The organism is Bradyrhizobium sp. MV1.5, assembly GCF_055807615.1.
The window spans coordinates 21,039-36,105 of the sequence record NZ_JBVVPL010000019.1; the positions used below are offsets into that span (position 1 = coordinate 21,039).

General features: G+C 65.2%; 12 protein-coding genes. 9 read left to right on the forward strand and 3 right to left on the reverse strand.

Annotated features, from left to right (window positions below; genetic code table 11):
- Window positions 1-70 precede the first annotated feature (70 nt).
- Window positions 71-3,832 (forward strand): tetratricopeptide repeat protein, encoded by a 3,762-nt coding sequence (locus tag AC0L2J_RS18970; protein ID WP_473393039.1) that lies wholly within the window; start codon window positions 71-73, stop codon window positions 3,830-3,832.
- Window positions 3,833-4,069: 237 nt separating this feature from the next.
- Here AC0L2J_RS18970 and AC0L2J_RS18975 read toward each other — a convergent pair whose 3' ends face one another.
- From AC0L2J_RS18975 to AC0L2J_RS18985, 3 genes are all read right to left on the reverse strand, one after another.
- Window positions 4,070-5,275: a multidrug effflux MFS transporter gene (locus tag AC0L2J_RS18975; protein ID WP_473393042.1), complete on the reverse strand. Its 1,206-nt coding sequence runs from the start codon at window positions 5,273-5,275 to the stop codon at window positions 4,070-4,072.
- A gap of 197 nt (window positions 5,276-5,472) precedes the next feature.
- Window positions 5,473-6,234, reverse strand: coding sequence for a flagellar type III secretion system pore protein FliP (gene fliP, locus AC0L2J_RS18980; RefSeq protein ID WP_007612290.1), 762 nt, complete (start codon window positions 6,232-6,234; stop codon window positions 5,473-5,475).
- Window positions 6,231-7,199: a flagellar biosynthetic protein FliO gene (locus tag AC0L2J_RS18985; protein WP_473393045.1), complete on the reverse strand. Its 969-nt coding sequence runs from the start codon at window positions 7,197-7,199 to the stop codon at window positions 6,231-6,233. The genes fliP and AC0L2J_RS18985 overlap by 4 nt, the downstream gene beginning before the upstream one ends.
- A 352-nt stretch (window positions 7,200-7,551) precedes the next feature.
- Between AC0L2J_RS18985 and flgB the strand changes: the two genes are divergently transcribed.
- The 8 genes from flgB to AC0L2J_RS19025 all read left to right on the forward strand — a co-directional run bounded on the left by flgB (window position 7,552) and on the right by AC0L2J_RS19025 (window position 14,988).
- Window positions 7,552-7,956 (forward strand): flagellar basal body rod protein FlgB, encoded by a 405-nt coding sequence (flgB, locus tag AC0L2J_RS18990; protein WP_473393047.1) that lies wholly within the window; start codon window positions 7,552-7,554, stop codon window positions 7,954-7,956.
- A gap of 18 nt (window positions 7,957-7,974) precedes the next feature.
- Window positions 7,975-8,400 (forward strand): flagellar basal body rod protein FlgC, encoded by a 426-nt coding sequence (gene flgC / locus AC0L2J_RS18995; protein WP_473393050.1) that lies wholly within the window; start codon window positions 7,975-7,977, stop codon window positions 8,398-8,400.
- A gap of 16 nt (window positions 8,401-8,416) precedes the next feature.
- Window positions 8,417-8,725 (forward strand): flagellar hook-basal body complex protein FliE, encoded by a 309-nt coding sequence (gene fliE, locus AC0L2J_RS19000; RefSeq protein WP_007612285.1) that lies wholly within the window; start codon window positions 8,417-8,419, stop codon window positions 8,723-8,725.
- Between the two features lie 173 nt (window positions 8,726-8,898).
- Window positions 8,899-9,162 carry a flagellar biosynthesis protein FliQ gene (fliQ, locus tag AC0L2J_RS19005; RefSeq protein ID WP_007612284.1) on the forward strand — a complete coding sequence of 88 codons (264 nt, stop codon included), beginning with the start codon at window positions 8,899-8,901 and terminating at the stop codon, window positions 9,160-9,162.
- Between the two features lie 17 nt (window positions 9,163-9,179).
- Window positions 9,180-9,950, forward strand: coding sequence for a flagellar biosynthetic protein FliR (gene fliR / locus AC0L2J_RS19010; protein WP_007612283.1), 771 nt, complete (start codon window positions 9,180-9,182; stop codon window positions 9,948-9,950).
- Window positions 9,951-9,961: 11 nt separating this feature from the next.
- On the forward strand, window positions 9,962-11,041 hold the full coding sequence (gene flhB, locus AC0L2J_RS19015) for a flagellar biosynthesis protein FlhB (protein ID WP_473393054.1): 1,080 nt from the start codon (window positions 9,962-9,964) through the stop codon (window positions 11,039-11,041).
- Window positions 11,042-11,195: 154 nt separating this feature from the next.
- Entirely contained in the window at window positions 11,196-13,778 is a 2,583-nt protein-coding gene (gene cckA / locus AC0L2J_RS19020; protein ID WP_473393057.1) for a cell cycle histidine kinase CckA, read from the forward strand.
- A gap of 205 nt (window positions 13,779-13,983) precedes the next feature.
- Entirely contained in the window at window positions 13,984-14,988 is a 1,005-nt protein-coding gene (locus AC0L2J_RS19025; protein ID WP_473393061.1) for a Tim44 domain-containing protein, read from the forward strand.
- Window positions 14,989-15,067 lie beyond the last annotated feature (79 nt).

Consider the following 15,067-nt stretch of genomic DNA (forward strand, 5'->3'; position numbering starts at 1 on the left):
AATCTACAGTCTGGGGCAGGGGCCGGCACCAATACCGGCGTGGACCGTCGAACCGGAAGAAATGCCGTCAATGGCGCGAGAGGCTGCCGCTGGATTTGTGTCGCGAGCCCGCGCCCTGGCGCGGAGGCTGTCGCGTCATGTCCGCGCGGCGCCGCTGCTGGCAGCCAGCCTGCTGATCGGCTTCACGGCGCCTGTCCTGGCGGCCGACGCGATCCGGGGTGAGGCGACTTTCTCGGCCAGCGGCGGCTTTGCCCGTCTCGTGATTAAGCTCGCAGAGGACGTCCCCTCCGAGGTGACGACGGCCGGCTCCATTCTCGTCATCCGCTTCGACCGGGCGGTCGACGTCCCGGTCGACCGCGTTCCGGAAGGTGCGCCCGACTACGTCAACTCCGCCCGCCGCGATCCCGACGGCGGCGCAATCCGCCTGTCGCTGGCGCGGCGCGTCACCGTCAACACCATGAATGCCGGCGAACGCACCTTTATCGACCTCTTGCCGGAGGGTTGGAAGGGGCCGCCGCCGAGCCTGCCGATGGACGTGGTCAAGGAACTCGCCGAGCGCGCGCGCGTCGCCGAACGCGCGCTGCGCGCCCAGCGCGCCGCGGCGGAGAGCAAGAAGCGTCCGCAGATCCGCGTGCGCGCCTCGGTGCAGCCGACCTTCGTCCGCTTCGTGTTCGAGATGCCCGACGGCGTCGGTGTGTCCTCCGTGCTCAACGAGCAGAAGCTCACGCTCGCCTTCAACGCCAACCTCAATTTCGATCTGGCGGACGCGGTCGTCGCAGCGCCGCCGAACGTCGCCTCGATCAAGCAGAAGGGCGACATCGACCAGACCAGTGTCGAGATCGCGCTGATCGGCGATTCCGACGTGCATTCCTTCCGCGACGAGAAGAACTACGTCGTCGATATCTCTTTCCAGCCGGACAAGGGCAAGATGGCCAATTCGGCGGAGGCTGCGATCGCGCAGGCCAAGCCCCCCGCCCATGGACCGGCGGCTCCGCCTGAAGAGCCGGCGGCCGAGAAGCCGAAGGACGCGCAGCGCGAGATCGCGCCGCCGACGTCCGAGACGATCGCGCGCGAAGCCAGGATCGACGTCAAGCCCGAGGTGAAGGCGGAAGCGCCCGCGGCCATGCCGCCCGCTGAAGCGCCGAAATCGGTGCCGGCTCCTGCATCCGAAGCCGGACACGCTGCGCAAGCGCCCAAGGAAGCGCCGAAGGAAGTTGCAAAGACTGTCGCGCCAGTTGCAGAAACTGCGGTCGCGCCTGCCAAGCCCGTCATGGCCGAAGCGCCTCAAGCGGTCGTGAAGGAAGCTGCCAAGGAACCTGTCAAGGAGCCGGTCAAGGAAGCCGTCAAGACTGCGCCAGCAGAGGCGCCCGCCGCGCCACCACAGCCGAGTGGCGCCAGCGTTGATGTCCGTCGCGACAGCGACGGCCTGCGCGTGACCTTCCCGCTTCAGGTTGCAACGCCTGCGGCGGCGTTCCGCCGTGGCGACACCGTCTGGCTGGTGTTCGATACAGCGAAGCCGATCGACGTCGAGGCGATCCGCACCAAGGGCGGTGCGATGATCGGCGAGGTCGGCCGCGTCCCGCTCGAGAAGGGACAGGCGGTACGCATCCGTCTCACCCGGCCGCTGGTCTATTCGCTGTCGAGCGAGGAGGTCGGCAAGCAGACCAACTGGCTCTTGACCCTCGCCGACAGGATCCAGGCGACGCCGCTGCCGCTGATGATCTCGCGCAACATCACCGACCCGGCGCTTGCCAACATCGCGATCCCCTTCGCCAATCCGGGGCTCCTGCACAAGCTCACCGACCCCGATGCCGGCGACACGCTCTATGTCATCACCGCGCAGCGGCCGGTGCGCGGCTTCATCAAGCGGCAGGACCTCGTCGATCTCGCGCTGCTGGAATCCGCGCATGGCATCGCGATCCGGCCGAATTCCGACGAGGTCGGCGTCGAGGTCGGGGCCGACAAGGTCATCCTCGGCAAGAAGGGCGGGCTGACGCTGTCGCCGGTCGACATCTCGGCCGAGCGCGCGCCGACCGCAGTGCGGCCGGTCTTCAGCCCCGAAGGCTGGCGCAAGGGCCAGTCGGAAAATTTCATAGCGCGCCAGAACGAGCTGATCACTGCGATCTCCAACGTCGAACCGGCGATGCGTTCGCTGCCGCGGCTCGACCTCGCGCAATTCTACATGTCGCGCGCGATGTATCACGAGGCCAAGGCCGTCACCGAATTGATGCTGGCCGATCCCCTCAACAAGGAGGAGAGCGGTGCGCTGATCATGCATGCGATCGCGAGCATCCTGATCGGCCGGCCGGCGCAGGGCCTGAAGGACCTCGCCAACCCCGTGATCGGCAACAGCCACGATTCCCAGCTCTGGAAGGCACTCGCCTATGCGCGCCAAGGCAAATGGGCGGATGCGCGCGAGAAGTTCAAAAACGTCGAATTCGCCATCGCCTCGCTGCCGCTCGACATCCAGCGCATCGTGACGATGGAGGCAATGCGCGCTTCGCTCGAGGTGAAAGATTATGCCGGCGCCTCCAAGCGCCGCAGCGAGCTCGAGGTGGTCGGTGTCTCGCCCGAGGCCGCGCCCGGCTTTGCCGTGCTGCGCGGCCGGCTCGCCGAGGCGCTCGGCCACGACAAGGACGCGCTCGACGACTACAAGTTCGCGGTCGGCTCGTCCGACCGGCCGGCTGCGGCCGAGGCCAAGCAGCTCGAGGTCGCGCTGCGGCAGAAGCGCGACGAGATCGGCAAGGAAGACGCGCTGCGCGAGCTCGAAACGCTCGCTATGACCTGGCGCGGCGACTCGATCGAGGTCAAGACGCTCCAGATGCTGTCGCAGATGTTTGCCGAGAACGGGCGCTACCGGGATGCGCTCACCGCGGCGCGTACCGCGACAAAGCTGCAGCCGAACGCGGACGCCTCGCGCCAGGCGCAGGACCTCGCCTCCGACCTGTTCACGCAGATCTTCCTGGGACCCAAAGGCGACGAGCTGCCGCCGATCGAAGCGCTCGGGATGTTCTACGAGTTCCGCGAACTGACCCCGATCGGCCGCCGCGGCGACGAACTGATCCGACGCCTCTCCGACCGTCTCGCCTCGATCGATCTGCTCGACCAGGCCGCCGAGCTCCTGCAATACCAGGTCGACCATCGCCTCGAAGGCGCGGCGCGTGCGCAAGTCGCCGCGCGCCTCTCCATGATCTATCTCGCCAACCGCAGACCCGACATGGCGATCACGGCGTTGCGCGCGAGCCGTATCAGCGACCTCTCAGGCGAACTCAGGCAGCAACGCCTGCTGCTGGAGGCGCGTGCGCAGAGCGACGTCGGCCGCCACGATCTCGCGCTCGACATCGTCTCCAACGTTACGGGGCGCGAGGTGCTGCGCCTGCGATCCGACATCTTCTGGGCGGCGCGGCGCTGGCGTGAGTCCGCCGAGCAGATCGAGCTCTATTACGGCGAGCGCTTTCGCGACTTCAAGCCGCTCAACGCTGTGGAGAAAAGCGACATCATCCGCGCAGCCGTCGGTTATGCGCTCGCCGACGACTCGATCGGCGTGTCGCGCTTCCGCGAGAAATATGCGCCGCTGATGAGCGAGAGCGCCGATCGGCTCGCCTTCGACATCGCGAGCAAACCGACCGGCGCCTCCAGCGCGGAGTTTGCCGATATCGCCAAGCTGGCTGCCAGCGTCGACACGCTCGACGGCTTCCTGCGCGAGATGAAGCAGCGCTTCCCCGACGCCACCGCCCGCGCGCCGGCCTCTCCGCAGGCCAAGGACGAATCCGACCACACCGGCTCGCTGCCCACGATCCCCGTCGTGCGGCAGATCAAGATGACGCGGTAGGAGCCTGCGGCTTCTGGTGCTCTCGCAATGGCGGGGAGGGCCGGAGACTATCGCTTAGGGCGCGTACTCATAAACCCGAACAGTCCGCGCAGAGGTGGCCGCCCGTTCAGTCTTCGAGACCGGACATGGCCCGTTTGCCTTTGCTAATCGGCTGAGGGCTACAGGCCCCTTGTGAGAAACACCTTAGGGCGTAGAAACAGGGAAGCAGCTAAGGGCCAGCAAGCGATCTTAACGGGCTTAGTTGAGCTTTACCCGCACCTGATAAATTGCCGACCCCAAGGTCGACGCAAGCACTAGCACGAGACCAAGCCCGATCATGGGGTTCCTTGCGATCACCGCCGCAAGCGATACCCCCAGCGCTGCGGCCAACATCTGCCAGAAACCCAAAAGGGCCGAGGCAGCACCGGCGCGATCGCCGAATGGCGAAAGAGCTTGCGCGCTGCAGAGCGGATTGACCATGCCCATGCCTAGCAGGAATACGCATGCGCCGACAAGAAATGGCAAAAAGCGCCCGTCGAAAAGCGCGAACAGCAACACCATGCCGCCACCGACACAGGCCAGCGCGAGGCCGATGCAAATCGATCGGTCGAGACCAAGGTGCGGAACAATTTTTGTAGCGATAATGCCCGCGCTAAAGACGATCATGACAGTGCCTGCGAAGAACAGGCCGAGTTGCATGGGTGTGAAGTCGAGGCCTTCTATCAAGACACGCGGCAACGCCGAAAACATTGCAAACAGCGCACCTAAGATGAGGCTGACAGTTGCGGCAGGAACCAAGAAACGGCGGTCAGTCGATAGCGACCAGTAATTCTTGGCGATCGTCGAGAAATCGAACTCGGCGCGTGGCGCGTGGTGCGTTTCTCCGAAAGCCGCAAGAAATGCTGAAGCGGCGACGACGGCGAAGATCCCGACGAACACAAATGCTGAACGCCAGCCAAAAAAATGATCCAGCGCGCCACCGACCAGGGGCGAGAATCCGGGCGCCGCTGCCATCGCAACCATAACGAAGGTGAGCACGCGCGCTAGCTTTTCGCCCTGAAAAAGATCTCTTGCGATAGCTCGCGAAAGCACAGACGTGGCACATGCGCCACCGGCCTGCACAACGCGACCAATCAATAGTGCCGTCAAATCATCGGCTAACGCGCACCATATGCTACCTGCGAAAAATACAGCAAACCCGATCATCACGGGTATGCGCCGGCCGAAACGATCCGACAACGGACCGACAACAAGTTGTCCGACCGCGAACATGGCGAGGAATATGGTGATAGCTGACGTTACCTGAGCGCTGGAGACGCCTACCGCGACGGCGATACTCGGGAGCGAAGGCAACAGAATGTTGGTGGCCAACGTGCCACTCGCAGACAACGCAGCAAGAACGGCGACCTGAAGACCAAGCGGCACGATTCGAGCGAACGGACGGTTTTCGACGTTGCTGGTCATAAGCCGCTTCGGATCAATGGATGATAACCATCATATCAACGGACCATTGAATTCGCAACCTGAGCATATTCCGGTATGTCACGACCCGCCGAACGCGCCCACGGTGGCGGGCCTCCGCCTTGCACTGGTAAGCTCAAATGCACGCCTACAAGCCTTGGGCCAGAGAGGACGGGGGCGGTGACCGCTCCCCGGGCCCGCTACCCCCCGTAACTCTGCACCAGGCTCCCTGCCACCAGCGACCAGCCGTCGACCAGCACGAAGAAGATCAGCTTGAACGGCAGCGAGATGGTTGCGGGCGGCAGCATCATCATGCCCATCGACATCAGCACGGAGGCGACGACGAGGTCGATGATCAGGAAGGGAAGGAACAGCAGAAAGCCGATCTCAAAGGCGCGCTTCAGCTCCGAGATCATGAAGGCGGGGACGAGGATGCGTAAGCCGAGCTCGTCGGGAGTTGCGGGCGGCGGCTCGCCGGACAGATCCAGGAACAGCTTGAGGTCCTTCTCGCGCACGTTCTTCTGCATGAAGCCGCGCAGGGGGACGGAGGCGCGCTGAAGCGCGTCCTCGACGCCGAGCTGATTGGCGACGAGCGGACGGATGCCTTCGTCGTAGGATTTTTGCAGGACGGGTCCCATCACGAAGAAGGTGAGGAACATCGCCAGCGCGATGATCACCGAGTTCGGCGGGGCGGTCGCGGTGCCCATCGCGGTGCGAAGCAGCGACAGCACGACCACGATGCGCGTGAACGACGTCATCATGATCAGGATCGACGGGGCGATCGACAGCACCGTCAGCAGCGCGATCAGCTGGATCGCGCGCTCGGTGACGCCGCCACCGCCAGCGCCTCCACCGCCGAGATTGATGCTGATGTCCTGCGCATGCGCCGGCATCGCGAGCGAAGCCGCGCCGATCAGGACAGAAAGAAAAAAAACTCTACGCGGGAGGGCCGGCAGCCTCACGAAGACGGCTTCGGACGGCCGAGCAACGAGGCCATCTCGTCTTCGAGATTTTCAAAGCTGGTCTTTTCCGGAGCCGGCTTTGCGGGAGCGGCCGGTGGTGCCGGCGGTTCGCTGCGGGCCGCACGTGGAGGAGCGGCGGGGGGCTCCGGGGCGACCGGAGGGGCAAGCGTCTCGCCGGCGGGGCGGCGCAGCGCAGCTTCGAGTCGCTGCGCCATCTCGGCGAGATTCTGCTCGGCGCTCGATGGCGCCGCAGGAGCGGGCGCCGGCGGCGGAACGGGCGGAGCCTGCGGCAAAGGCGGAGGGGGCGCGGCTACGCGCTCGGCGCGCACTGGAGGCGCCTTCACCGGCTCGCTCTGGCGCGGCGGACGCGGCATCAGAGGGGGTTCGCTGCGCGCAACGCGCGGCGGAATAGGTTCGGGACGCAGCTCGCGCTCGGGGCGCGGCGCGATCGGCTCGGAGGGGAAGCCGCCTAGGGGCGGCTCGTTGCGGCGTTCGGCCAGGGCGGGAGAGGGCCGGCGCACTTCGTCGGCAAAGGAGGGGCGCGCGGGCCGCGGCGGCGGCTCGGGCATTTGCGGCTCGGGATGATCGAGCAGCTCGGGCCGCGGTGCCTCGTCGGCCCAGCTGCTGGTATCATGCATCGGCGCAAGACGCGGCTCGGTGGCATTGGGGCGCTGCGGGAGCTGGTCGCGGCCGGGCGCTGCGCGCACGATGTTGGGTTCGACGACGATGTCGGTGGGGCCGCCGATCATCAGAAGATGCTCGACATTGTCACGCCGGACCAGCACCAGGCGGCGGCGGCCGTCGACCGCGGCGGCATCGATCACGGCGAGCCGGGGCATCCGGCCGCGCTGGGTGTTGGCGCCGAGCCGGCTGGTTGCGAATCGGCGAACCAGCCATGCAGCGACGCCGATCAACGCCAGAACGACGATGAACGCGACGATGAAGGTGATAGGGCTGCCTTGCATACTTGTCCCCGACAAATGGCGCTGTTCTCGGGCCCGTGGTCAGATGCGCCAACCACCGGCTTACGTTGCCCCAAACTGCGATTTCTTAACGTCCCACGGCAAGTTTTGCCGTCCCCAACTCTTAATAACCCATGAATCGCTCGATCCAAAACGACTTCTTGGCCTGTGCATGCGCCGCCAAGCGGTTGGGTTAATGCCGCTTTTGGAGGCGTAGAATCACGGGGCACGCGGCATTGGTGTCCCGGCGGGGGACAACTGCCTGCGATCTCCTTAACCAGCTGTTAACCATACAGGCGGCAAATTCTGCCTAGCTTCGGACCATGGGTCCTGCGAGGCGGAAGGAGCCGCAACGATGTCCATCAACGATCTTCCGGTGCTCTCGGCGCTTCGCACCAAGATGCAATGGCACCAGGAGCGCCAGCGCGTCCTGTCCGAGAACGTCTCCAATTCCGACACGCCTAAATTCCGGCCGCGCGACCTGGTCGAGCCGAAACTGGACGAGGCCGGCGCCGTCACGGGTTCGATGGGCCCCTTGAAGCTCACCCGCACCAGCGGTTCCCACATGGCGCCGTCAGGCGCGGCCTCCGGATTCGACCAGAACAAGAATGCGGGTTTTGAGACCCGCCCCGCGGGCAACGCCGTCAATCTCGAAGAGGAGATGATGAAGGCCGCCAGCAACCAGATGGATTATGCGGCGGCGACCTCGCTCTATTCGAAGAGCCTGCACCTGCTCAAGACCGCGATCGGCAAAGGCTAGAGCTAGAGGAAGCGCATCATGGCGAATGACAGCAGTGACTTTGCCCGCTCGATGGCGATCGCGACCTCCGGTCTGCGGGCGCAGGCCGGGCGCATGCGGGTGATCTCGGAGAACATCGCAAATGCGGATTCGACGGCGCCGACCGCCGGCGGCGATCCTTACCGGCGCAAGGTGCCGACCTTCTCCTCCGCGCTCGACCGTACACTCGACGCGCAGGTCGTTACCCTCGGCAGGATCAAGCCCGACCAGTCCAGTTTCCGCACCAAATACGAGCCGAGAAATCCGGCGGCGGATGCGACCGGCAACGTCAAATATCCCAACGTGAACTCGGTGGTCGAGATGACCGACATGCGCGACGCGCAGCGGTCGTACGAGGCCAATCTCAACATCATCAGCGCGACGCGCCGGATGATCCAGCGCACCCTCGACATCCTCAAGAGCTGAACAGGACATTTGAACCATGGCAACACCGACAATTGCCGCCAACGCCTATGCAAACCTCGCCCGCGTGCTGGAGAACAGCGGTGCCGGCAAGGGCAGCGAGCCGAGCGGGCAGTCCTTTGCCTCGCTTCTGAAAGACACCGTCGGCAGCGTCCTGGAGTCCGGCCGCAAATCTGATGCGCAGACGGTGGCGATGGCCGCCGGCAAGGCCAACGTGATGGACGTGGTCACGGCGGTCGCAGACACCGACGTCGCCGTGTCCACGCTGGTCTCCGTCCGCGACCGCGTGATCGCGGCCTATGAAGACATCATGAAGATGCCGATCTGATTTTTGGTGCTCGCGCCCACCCCAATCGTCATTGCGAGCGTAGCGAAGCAATCCAGAATCTTTCCGAAGCGGCAGTCTGGATTGCTTCGCTACGCTCGCAATGACGGGGGATAGGCCTTCGCATCGCTCGCAACAGCGATGGGGAGGCGAGGAATGAACAAAGGAACTGCGAAATGACCGGACCGGAAACCCTCGACGTCGCGCGTGATGCGATCTGGACCATCGTGATCGTGTCGTCGCCCCTGATGGTGGTCGGCCTCGTGGTCGGCGTCGTCGTGTCGCTGTTCCAGGCGCTGACGCAGATCCAGGAGCAGACGCTGATCTACGTGCCGAAGATCCTGGCCATCTTTGCCACAATGCTGTTGGCCTTGCCGTTCATGGCCGACGCACTGCATTCCCACATGCTGCGGATATCGTCGCGAATCATCGGCGGCTGAGGCACAATGCGCCCGTCATGCGCATCGACGTCTCGCTGCTGCCGGCGCTTGCCGCCTCCTTCATGCTCGCCTTTGCCCGGGTCGGCGCGATGGTGATGCTGTTGCCGGGCCTGGGCGAGACCAATATCCCGACACGGATCAAACTGTCGATCGCGCTGCTGCTCACGCTGATTATCCTGCCGCTGCATCGCAATGCCTATCAGGTCGACATGGGCTCGATCGCGCCGCTGCTGGTCCTGATGCTGCATGAGATCGTGATCGGCATCGTGCTGGGGGCGACCGCGCGGGTGACGTTGTCGGCGCTACAGGTTGCCGGTGCCGTGATCGCGCAGCAGATGGGGCTCGGCTTCGTCACCTCGGTCGATCCGACGCAGGGACAGCAGGGCGTGCTGGTCGGCAACTTCCTGACGATACTGGGGGTCACGCTGCTGTTCGCCACCGACAGTCATCATCTGGTGATCGCGGCGCTGAACGACAGCTACACCATCTTCGCGCCGGGCGAGACGGTGTCGAGCGGCGATGTCGCCGCGCTGGCGACGCGTGCCTTCGCCGCCGCGTTCCGCCTGGGCTTGCAACTTTCCGGACCGTTCCTGGTGTTCGGCCTCGTCTTCAACATCGGGCTCGGCGTGCTGGCGCGGCTGATGCCGCAAATGCAGGTCTATTTCGTCGGCGTGCCGCTGTCGATTTTCGCCGGCTTCCTGGTGCTTGCCGTCGTGCTCACGGCGATGATGGGCACCTTTCTCGACTACTTCATCGGTGTCATGCACCAGATGATGCCACTCAAGTGATCGGGTGATCGATGGCGGAAGACAACGATCCAGAGAGTCAAACAGAAGACCCGACGCAAAAACGTCTCGAAGAGGCGCTCGAACGCGGTGACGTCGCCAAGAGCCAGGAGATCAACACCTGGTTCATGATCGCGGGCGCCACGCTCGTGGTCTCGAGCTTCTCGGGATCGGTCGGCAGCGGGCTGTTGGCGCCGATGCGCAACCTGCTCGCCAATTCCTGGATGATCAAGACCGACGGCAGGGCTCTGCTCGCCCTGATGCAGCAGATCGAAGTCGCGGTGCTCGCTGCGGTGGGCGTGCCGCTGCTGATGCTGGTGCTGGCGGCAATTGCCGGCAACATGCTGCAGCACCGCCTGGTCTGGTCGGCCGAATCCCTCAAGCCCAAGTTCAGCAAGCTGTCGCCTGCCGAAGGCCTCAAGCGCATCTTCGGCAAGCAAGCGGCGGCGAACTTCCTCAAGGGTCTCGGCAAGCTGATCGTGCTCGGCGCGGTCATGACCACGATCCTGTGGCCGGAGCGGCATCGCATGGAGGCGATGGTCAGGCTCGATCCGGCCGCCCTGCTCGGCGCCTCCACCAGCCTGACCATTCAGCTGCTCGGCGCGGTGGTCGCGGCGCTCGCGATCATCGCCATCGGCGACTATTTCTTCCAGTATCGCAGCTGGTTCCAGCGCCAGAAGATGTCGCTCCAGGAGATCAAGGAAGAGTACAAGCAGTCCGAAGGCGACCCGCACATCAAGGGCAAGCTCAGGCAACTGCGCCAGCAGCGCTCCAAGAAGCGCATGATGGCGGCGGTTCCCAAAGCCTCGGTGATCATCACCAACCCGACCCACTATTCGATCGCGTTGTCCTACGAGCGCGGCATGTCGGCGCCGATCTGCGTCGCCAAGGGCGTCGACAACCTCGCTTTCAAGATCCGGGAGATCGCGCGCGAGCACGACATCCCGATCGTCGAGAACGTGCCGCTCGCCCGCGCGCTCTACGCCACCGTCGAGATCGACGAGGAAATCCCGACCGAGCACTACCATGCGGTCGCCGAAGTCATCGGCTATGTCATGCGTCTGAAGAGCGGATTTGGTGCCAGCCGGCAATAAAACCCCTGAAAAGTACTGGAAATGGCCGTAATCTGGGAATCAGCGTACCTTTCGCCCCTGCTGCCCTTGCGTCTGCGGGTCCGATTCAGGCAGGGAGGACCCTGCGCGCCCTGTAGCGCGTTGATTCTCTGCCGACAGGCTGTGCCAGCTTGAGATGACTGCCGAGACCGACCACGACCTCACCCGCGAGCCCGTTGCGGCGCACGAGCCGTCGCCGCGCTCGGGCAGCATTGCGCTGGTGCTGCTGGTGGCCGCCGGCCTCGTCGCCGTTGCCGTCGGGCTGATGACGCTTGGCCGCGCGCAGGCCCAGCCTTATATTCTCGGCATCCTCGCCGTGCTGGCCATGGTCGGCCTGTTCAACCTGTTCGCCTTCGCCGCCGGCATCATCCGCTTCGTCGATCGCAATCTCGATGATCCCGTGATGGGGCGCATCGCCGACCACGCCTTCGATGGCCTCGCCGTGACCGACCCGCGCGGCCATGTGGTCTATTCCAATGCGGCCTATCTGACGCTGACCGGCGCCGCCGGCCCGCAGGACGTGCGCCCCGTGGAGCGCGTCTTCATCGGCAACCCCGACGTCTCCGAAGCGGTGTTCCGCCTGTTGAAAGCCGCGCGCGAAGGCAAGCGGCAGCAGGAGGAGGTGCGCATCTCCGGCCATGACGGCAGCCAGGGCCGCTGGCTGCGCATGCGGGTGCGGCCCCTCGGCACCGGCAAGCGCGAGACGAGATACGCGGTGTGGTCGATCGCCGACATCACCCGCGACCGCGAGCGCCAGGAGGACGTATTTCAGGAACTCCAGCACGCGATCGAATATCTCGATCACGCGCCCTGCGGTTTCTTCTCGGTCAATCCGGCCGGCGAACTCGCTTACGTCAACGCGACGCTGGCGAACTGGCTCGACTACGACCTCGCCGAGATCGGCTCAGGCGGGCTGAAGCTCACCGACATCGTCTCCGGCGACGGCGCTTCGCTGCTCACGGCGATCGTGGCGGTGCCGGGCGAGGTCAAGACGGAAGTCTTCGACATCGACCTGCGCATGCGTACCGGCAAGACAATGCCGGTGCGGCTCTATCACAAGCTCGCCTTCGGCGCCGACGGTGCGCCGGGGCCGTCGCGCACGCTGGTGATCAGCCGCGCCCGCGACGAGCGCAGCGATCCGGACCGCGCCGCCGAAGTGCGCTTCATGCGCTTCTTCGACCACACCCCGATGGCGATCGCGACGGTCGACCGCGGCGGCAATGTCGTGCGCGCCAATGCGCGTTACGCCAAGCTCGGGCAGGCACTGGGGCTCGACAGCGCCAGTAAGTCGATCTTCCGCGCGGTCAATTCGCGCGACCGGCACCTCTTGATCGCGGCCATCAACCAGGCCGCAGAGGGCCAGGCCGACGTCGCGCCGGTCGAAGTGGCGCTCGAAGGAACCAGAGAGCGCTGGGGCCAGTTCTTCGTCACGCCGGTGGACGCGGCCGAGAACGACGCGGAAGTCGCCATCGTGCACATGCTCGAGACCACCGAGCGGCGCGCGCTGGAGAACCAGATCAACCAGTCGCAGAAGATGGAGACCGTCGGCCAGCTCGCCGGCGGCATCGCCCACGACTTCAACAACGTGCTCTCCGCCATCATGATGGCGAACGACTTCCTGCTGAACGCGCACAAGCCGACCGATCCGTCGTTCCAGGACATCATGCAGATCAAGCAGAACGCGACGCGGGCCGCCACGCTGGTGCGGCAATTGCTGGCGTTCTCGCGGCGGCAGACGCTGCGGCCGCAGGTGCTCGACCTCGGCGATGCGCTCTCCGATCTCGCCATGCTGCTGCGTCGCCTGATCGGCGAGAAGGTCAAGCACGAGACCATCCACGGCCGCGATCTCTGGCCGGTCAAGGTCGACGTCTCCCAGTTCGAGCAGGTCATCGTCAACCTCGCGGTCAACGCGCGCGACGCCATGCCCGACGGCGGCAAGCTGATCATCCGCACCGCCAACGTCACCACCGAGGAAGCGGCCAGGCTGGCCTACAAGGGCATGCCGGCAGCGGACTATGTGCGGATCGAGGTCGCCGATACCGGTACCGGCATCCCTGCCGATATCCGCGACAAGATCTTCGAGCCGTTCTTCTCGACGAAGGAGGTCGGCAAGGGCACTGGCCTTGGGCTCTCCACCGTCTATGGCATCGTCAAGCAGACCGGTGGCTTCATTTACGTGGACTCCGAGCCGGGGCAGGGCACCTCGTTCCAGATCTTCCTGCCGCGCCATCATGCCGAGCCGGAGGTGCTAGTCGAGCAGCCGGCGCCGGTCGTTGGCGCCAGCAATGGTGCCGCGAAGGGGGCCGGGTCCGCGGCGGACGCCAAGCCCCGCACCGATCTCACCGGACAGGGCACCATCCTCCTGGTCGAGGACGAGGAGGGCCTGCGCGCGCTCAACGCTCGCGGTCTGCGCTCGCGCGGCTACACCGTGGTCGAGGCCGAGAACGGTGTCGAGGCGCTGGAGGTGCTGGAAGAGCAGAGCGGCGGAATCGATCTCGTCGTGTCCGACGTCGTCATGCCGGAGATGGACGGCCCGACGCTGCTCAAGGCGATGCGCGAGAAGAACCCCGACATCAAGTTCATCTTCGTCTCTGGCTACGCGGAAGACGCATTCGAGAAGAGCCTGCCCGAAGGCCAGCAGTTCGACTTCCTGCCCAAGCCGTTCACGCTCAGCCAGCTCGTGGCGGCCGTGAAGGAGACGATGGCGAAGGCGGGGTAAGGGCCTCAACGCGATGGCGACGGAAAAGCGGAATTTGCTGTCGCAAAAGCGACGGTAACCCGCGACCGCGGTTCCGTCGCATACGCCGCCAAGCTGCCGCCAAAGAGAGGCTTTTGTCACATCCCCGCGACTGAGGGCCGCAGCCATAAGTTCCGATAGTGGCTTCCTTTTTACGGAAGGCTGCCCATCTTAGGGGCACGTCCCCATGCCGGGGATCTGGGAAACGAACATGAATTTCTCGCAACGCTCCCGCAGTCTCTTCAAGACGATTGCCGTCGTGCTGGCGCTTGCGCTGCCGACTGCGCTGGCGATCTCGTCCGCCGACGCGCGCGTCGGTGGTGGCATGTCGTCTGGTTCGCGCGGTTCGCGCACCTATTCGGCCCCGCCATCGACCACGACCGCGCCGGGCTCGACCTCGCAGTTCAACCGGACCTACACCCAGCCGGGCGCAGGCATGAATTCGGCTGCCGCCGCACCCGCGCGTGGCGGCCTGTTCGGCCGGGCCGGCGGCTTCATGGGTGGCCTCGCGGCCGGGTTCCTCGGCGCGGGCCTGCTCGGCATGCTGTTCGGGGGTGGCCTGTTCGGCGGCCTCGGCGGTCTGTCGTCGATCATCGGCCTGATCATCCAGATCGTGCTCGTGGTGCTCGTGGTTCGGCTGGCGATGTCATGGTGGCAGCGCCGCCACACCCCGCAGGCGGCCTATGCCAACGCTGACGCCGGTGCTGGTCCGGGACCGCAGGCGAACAACCGTAGTGGTCTTGGTAGCGGTCTTGGCGGCGGCTTCGGCTTCGGCGCCAACAACGCACCGCTCGAGATCAAGCCGGACGACTATGAAGCGTTCGAGCGCCTGCTCGGCGATGTCCAGACCGCGTGGTCGAATGAGGACGTGGCCAAGCTGCACACGCTCGCGACGCCGGAAATGGTCTCCTATTTCGAGCAGGACCTTGGCCAGAACCGCGCGCGCAATGTCGTCAACAAGGTCAGCGGCGTGAAGCTGCTGCAGGGCGACCTCGCGGAAGCCTGGCGCGAAGGCGAGACCGATTACGCAACGGTGGCGCTGCGCTTCGCGCTCACCGACAAGACGCTCGACCGCAATACCGGCGCAATTGTCGCCGGCAGCGAGCAGCCGGGCGAGGCCACCGAAGTCTGGACCTTTGCCCGACGTCCGGGCGGCGCTTGGGAATTGTCGGCGATCCAGCAGACCAACTGATCGCGCGTATAGCGACAAACGAGGGCGTCGTGCTTCGGCACGGCGCCCTTTTTGTTTGAGCGGCACGTTTCCGGTCAGG

Coding starts and splice junctions, on each gene's coding strand:
- AC0L2J_RS18970 (WP_473393039.1), top strand. CDS start 71: ATGGCGCGAGAGGCTGCCGCTGGATTTGTGTCGCGAGCCCGCGCCCTG.
- AC0L2J_RS18975 (WP_473393042.1), bottom strand. CDS start 5,275: ATGACCAGCAACGTCGAAAACCGTCCGTTCGCTCGAATCGTGCCGCTT.
- AC0L2J_RS18985 (WP_473393045.1), bottom strand. CDS start 7,199: ATGCAAGGCAGCCCTATCACCTTCATCGTCGCGTTCATCGTCGTTCTG.
- flgB (WP_473393047.1), top strand. CDS start 7,552: ATGTCCATCAACGATCTTCCGGTGCTCTCGGCGCTTCGCACCAAGATG.
- flgC (WP_473393050.1), top strand. CDS start 7,975: ATGGCGAATGACAGCAGTGACTTTGCCCGCTCGATGGCGATCGCGACC.
- fliE (WP_007612285.1), top strand. CDS start 8,417: ATGGCAACACCGACAATTGCCGCCAACGCCTATGCAAACCTCGCCCGC.
- fliQ (WP_007612284.1), top strand. CDS start 8,899: ATGACCGGACCGGAAACCCTCGACGTCGCGCGTGATGCGATCTGGACC.
- fliR (WP_007612283.1), top strand. CDS start 9,180: ATGCGCATCGACGTCTCGCTGCTGCCGGCGCTTGCCGCCTCCTTCATG.
- flhB (WP_473393054.1), top strand. CDS start 9,962: ATGGCGGAAGACAACGATCCAGAGAGTCAAACAGAAGACCCGACGCAA.
- cckA (WP_473393057.1), top strand. CDS start 11,196: ATGACTGCCGAGACCGACCACGACCTCACCCGCGAGCCCGTTGCGGCG.
- AC0L2J_RS19025 (WP_473393061.1), top strand. CDS start 13,984: ATGCCGGGGATCTGGGAAACGAACATGAATTTCTCGCAACGCTCCCGC.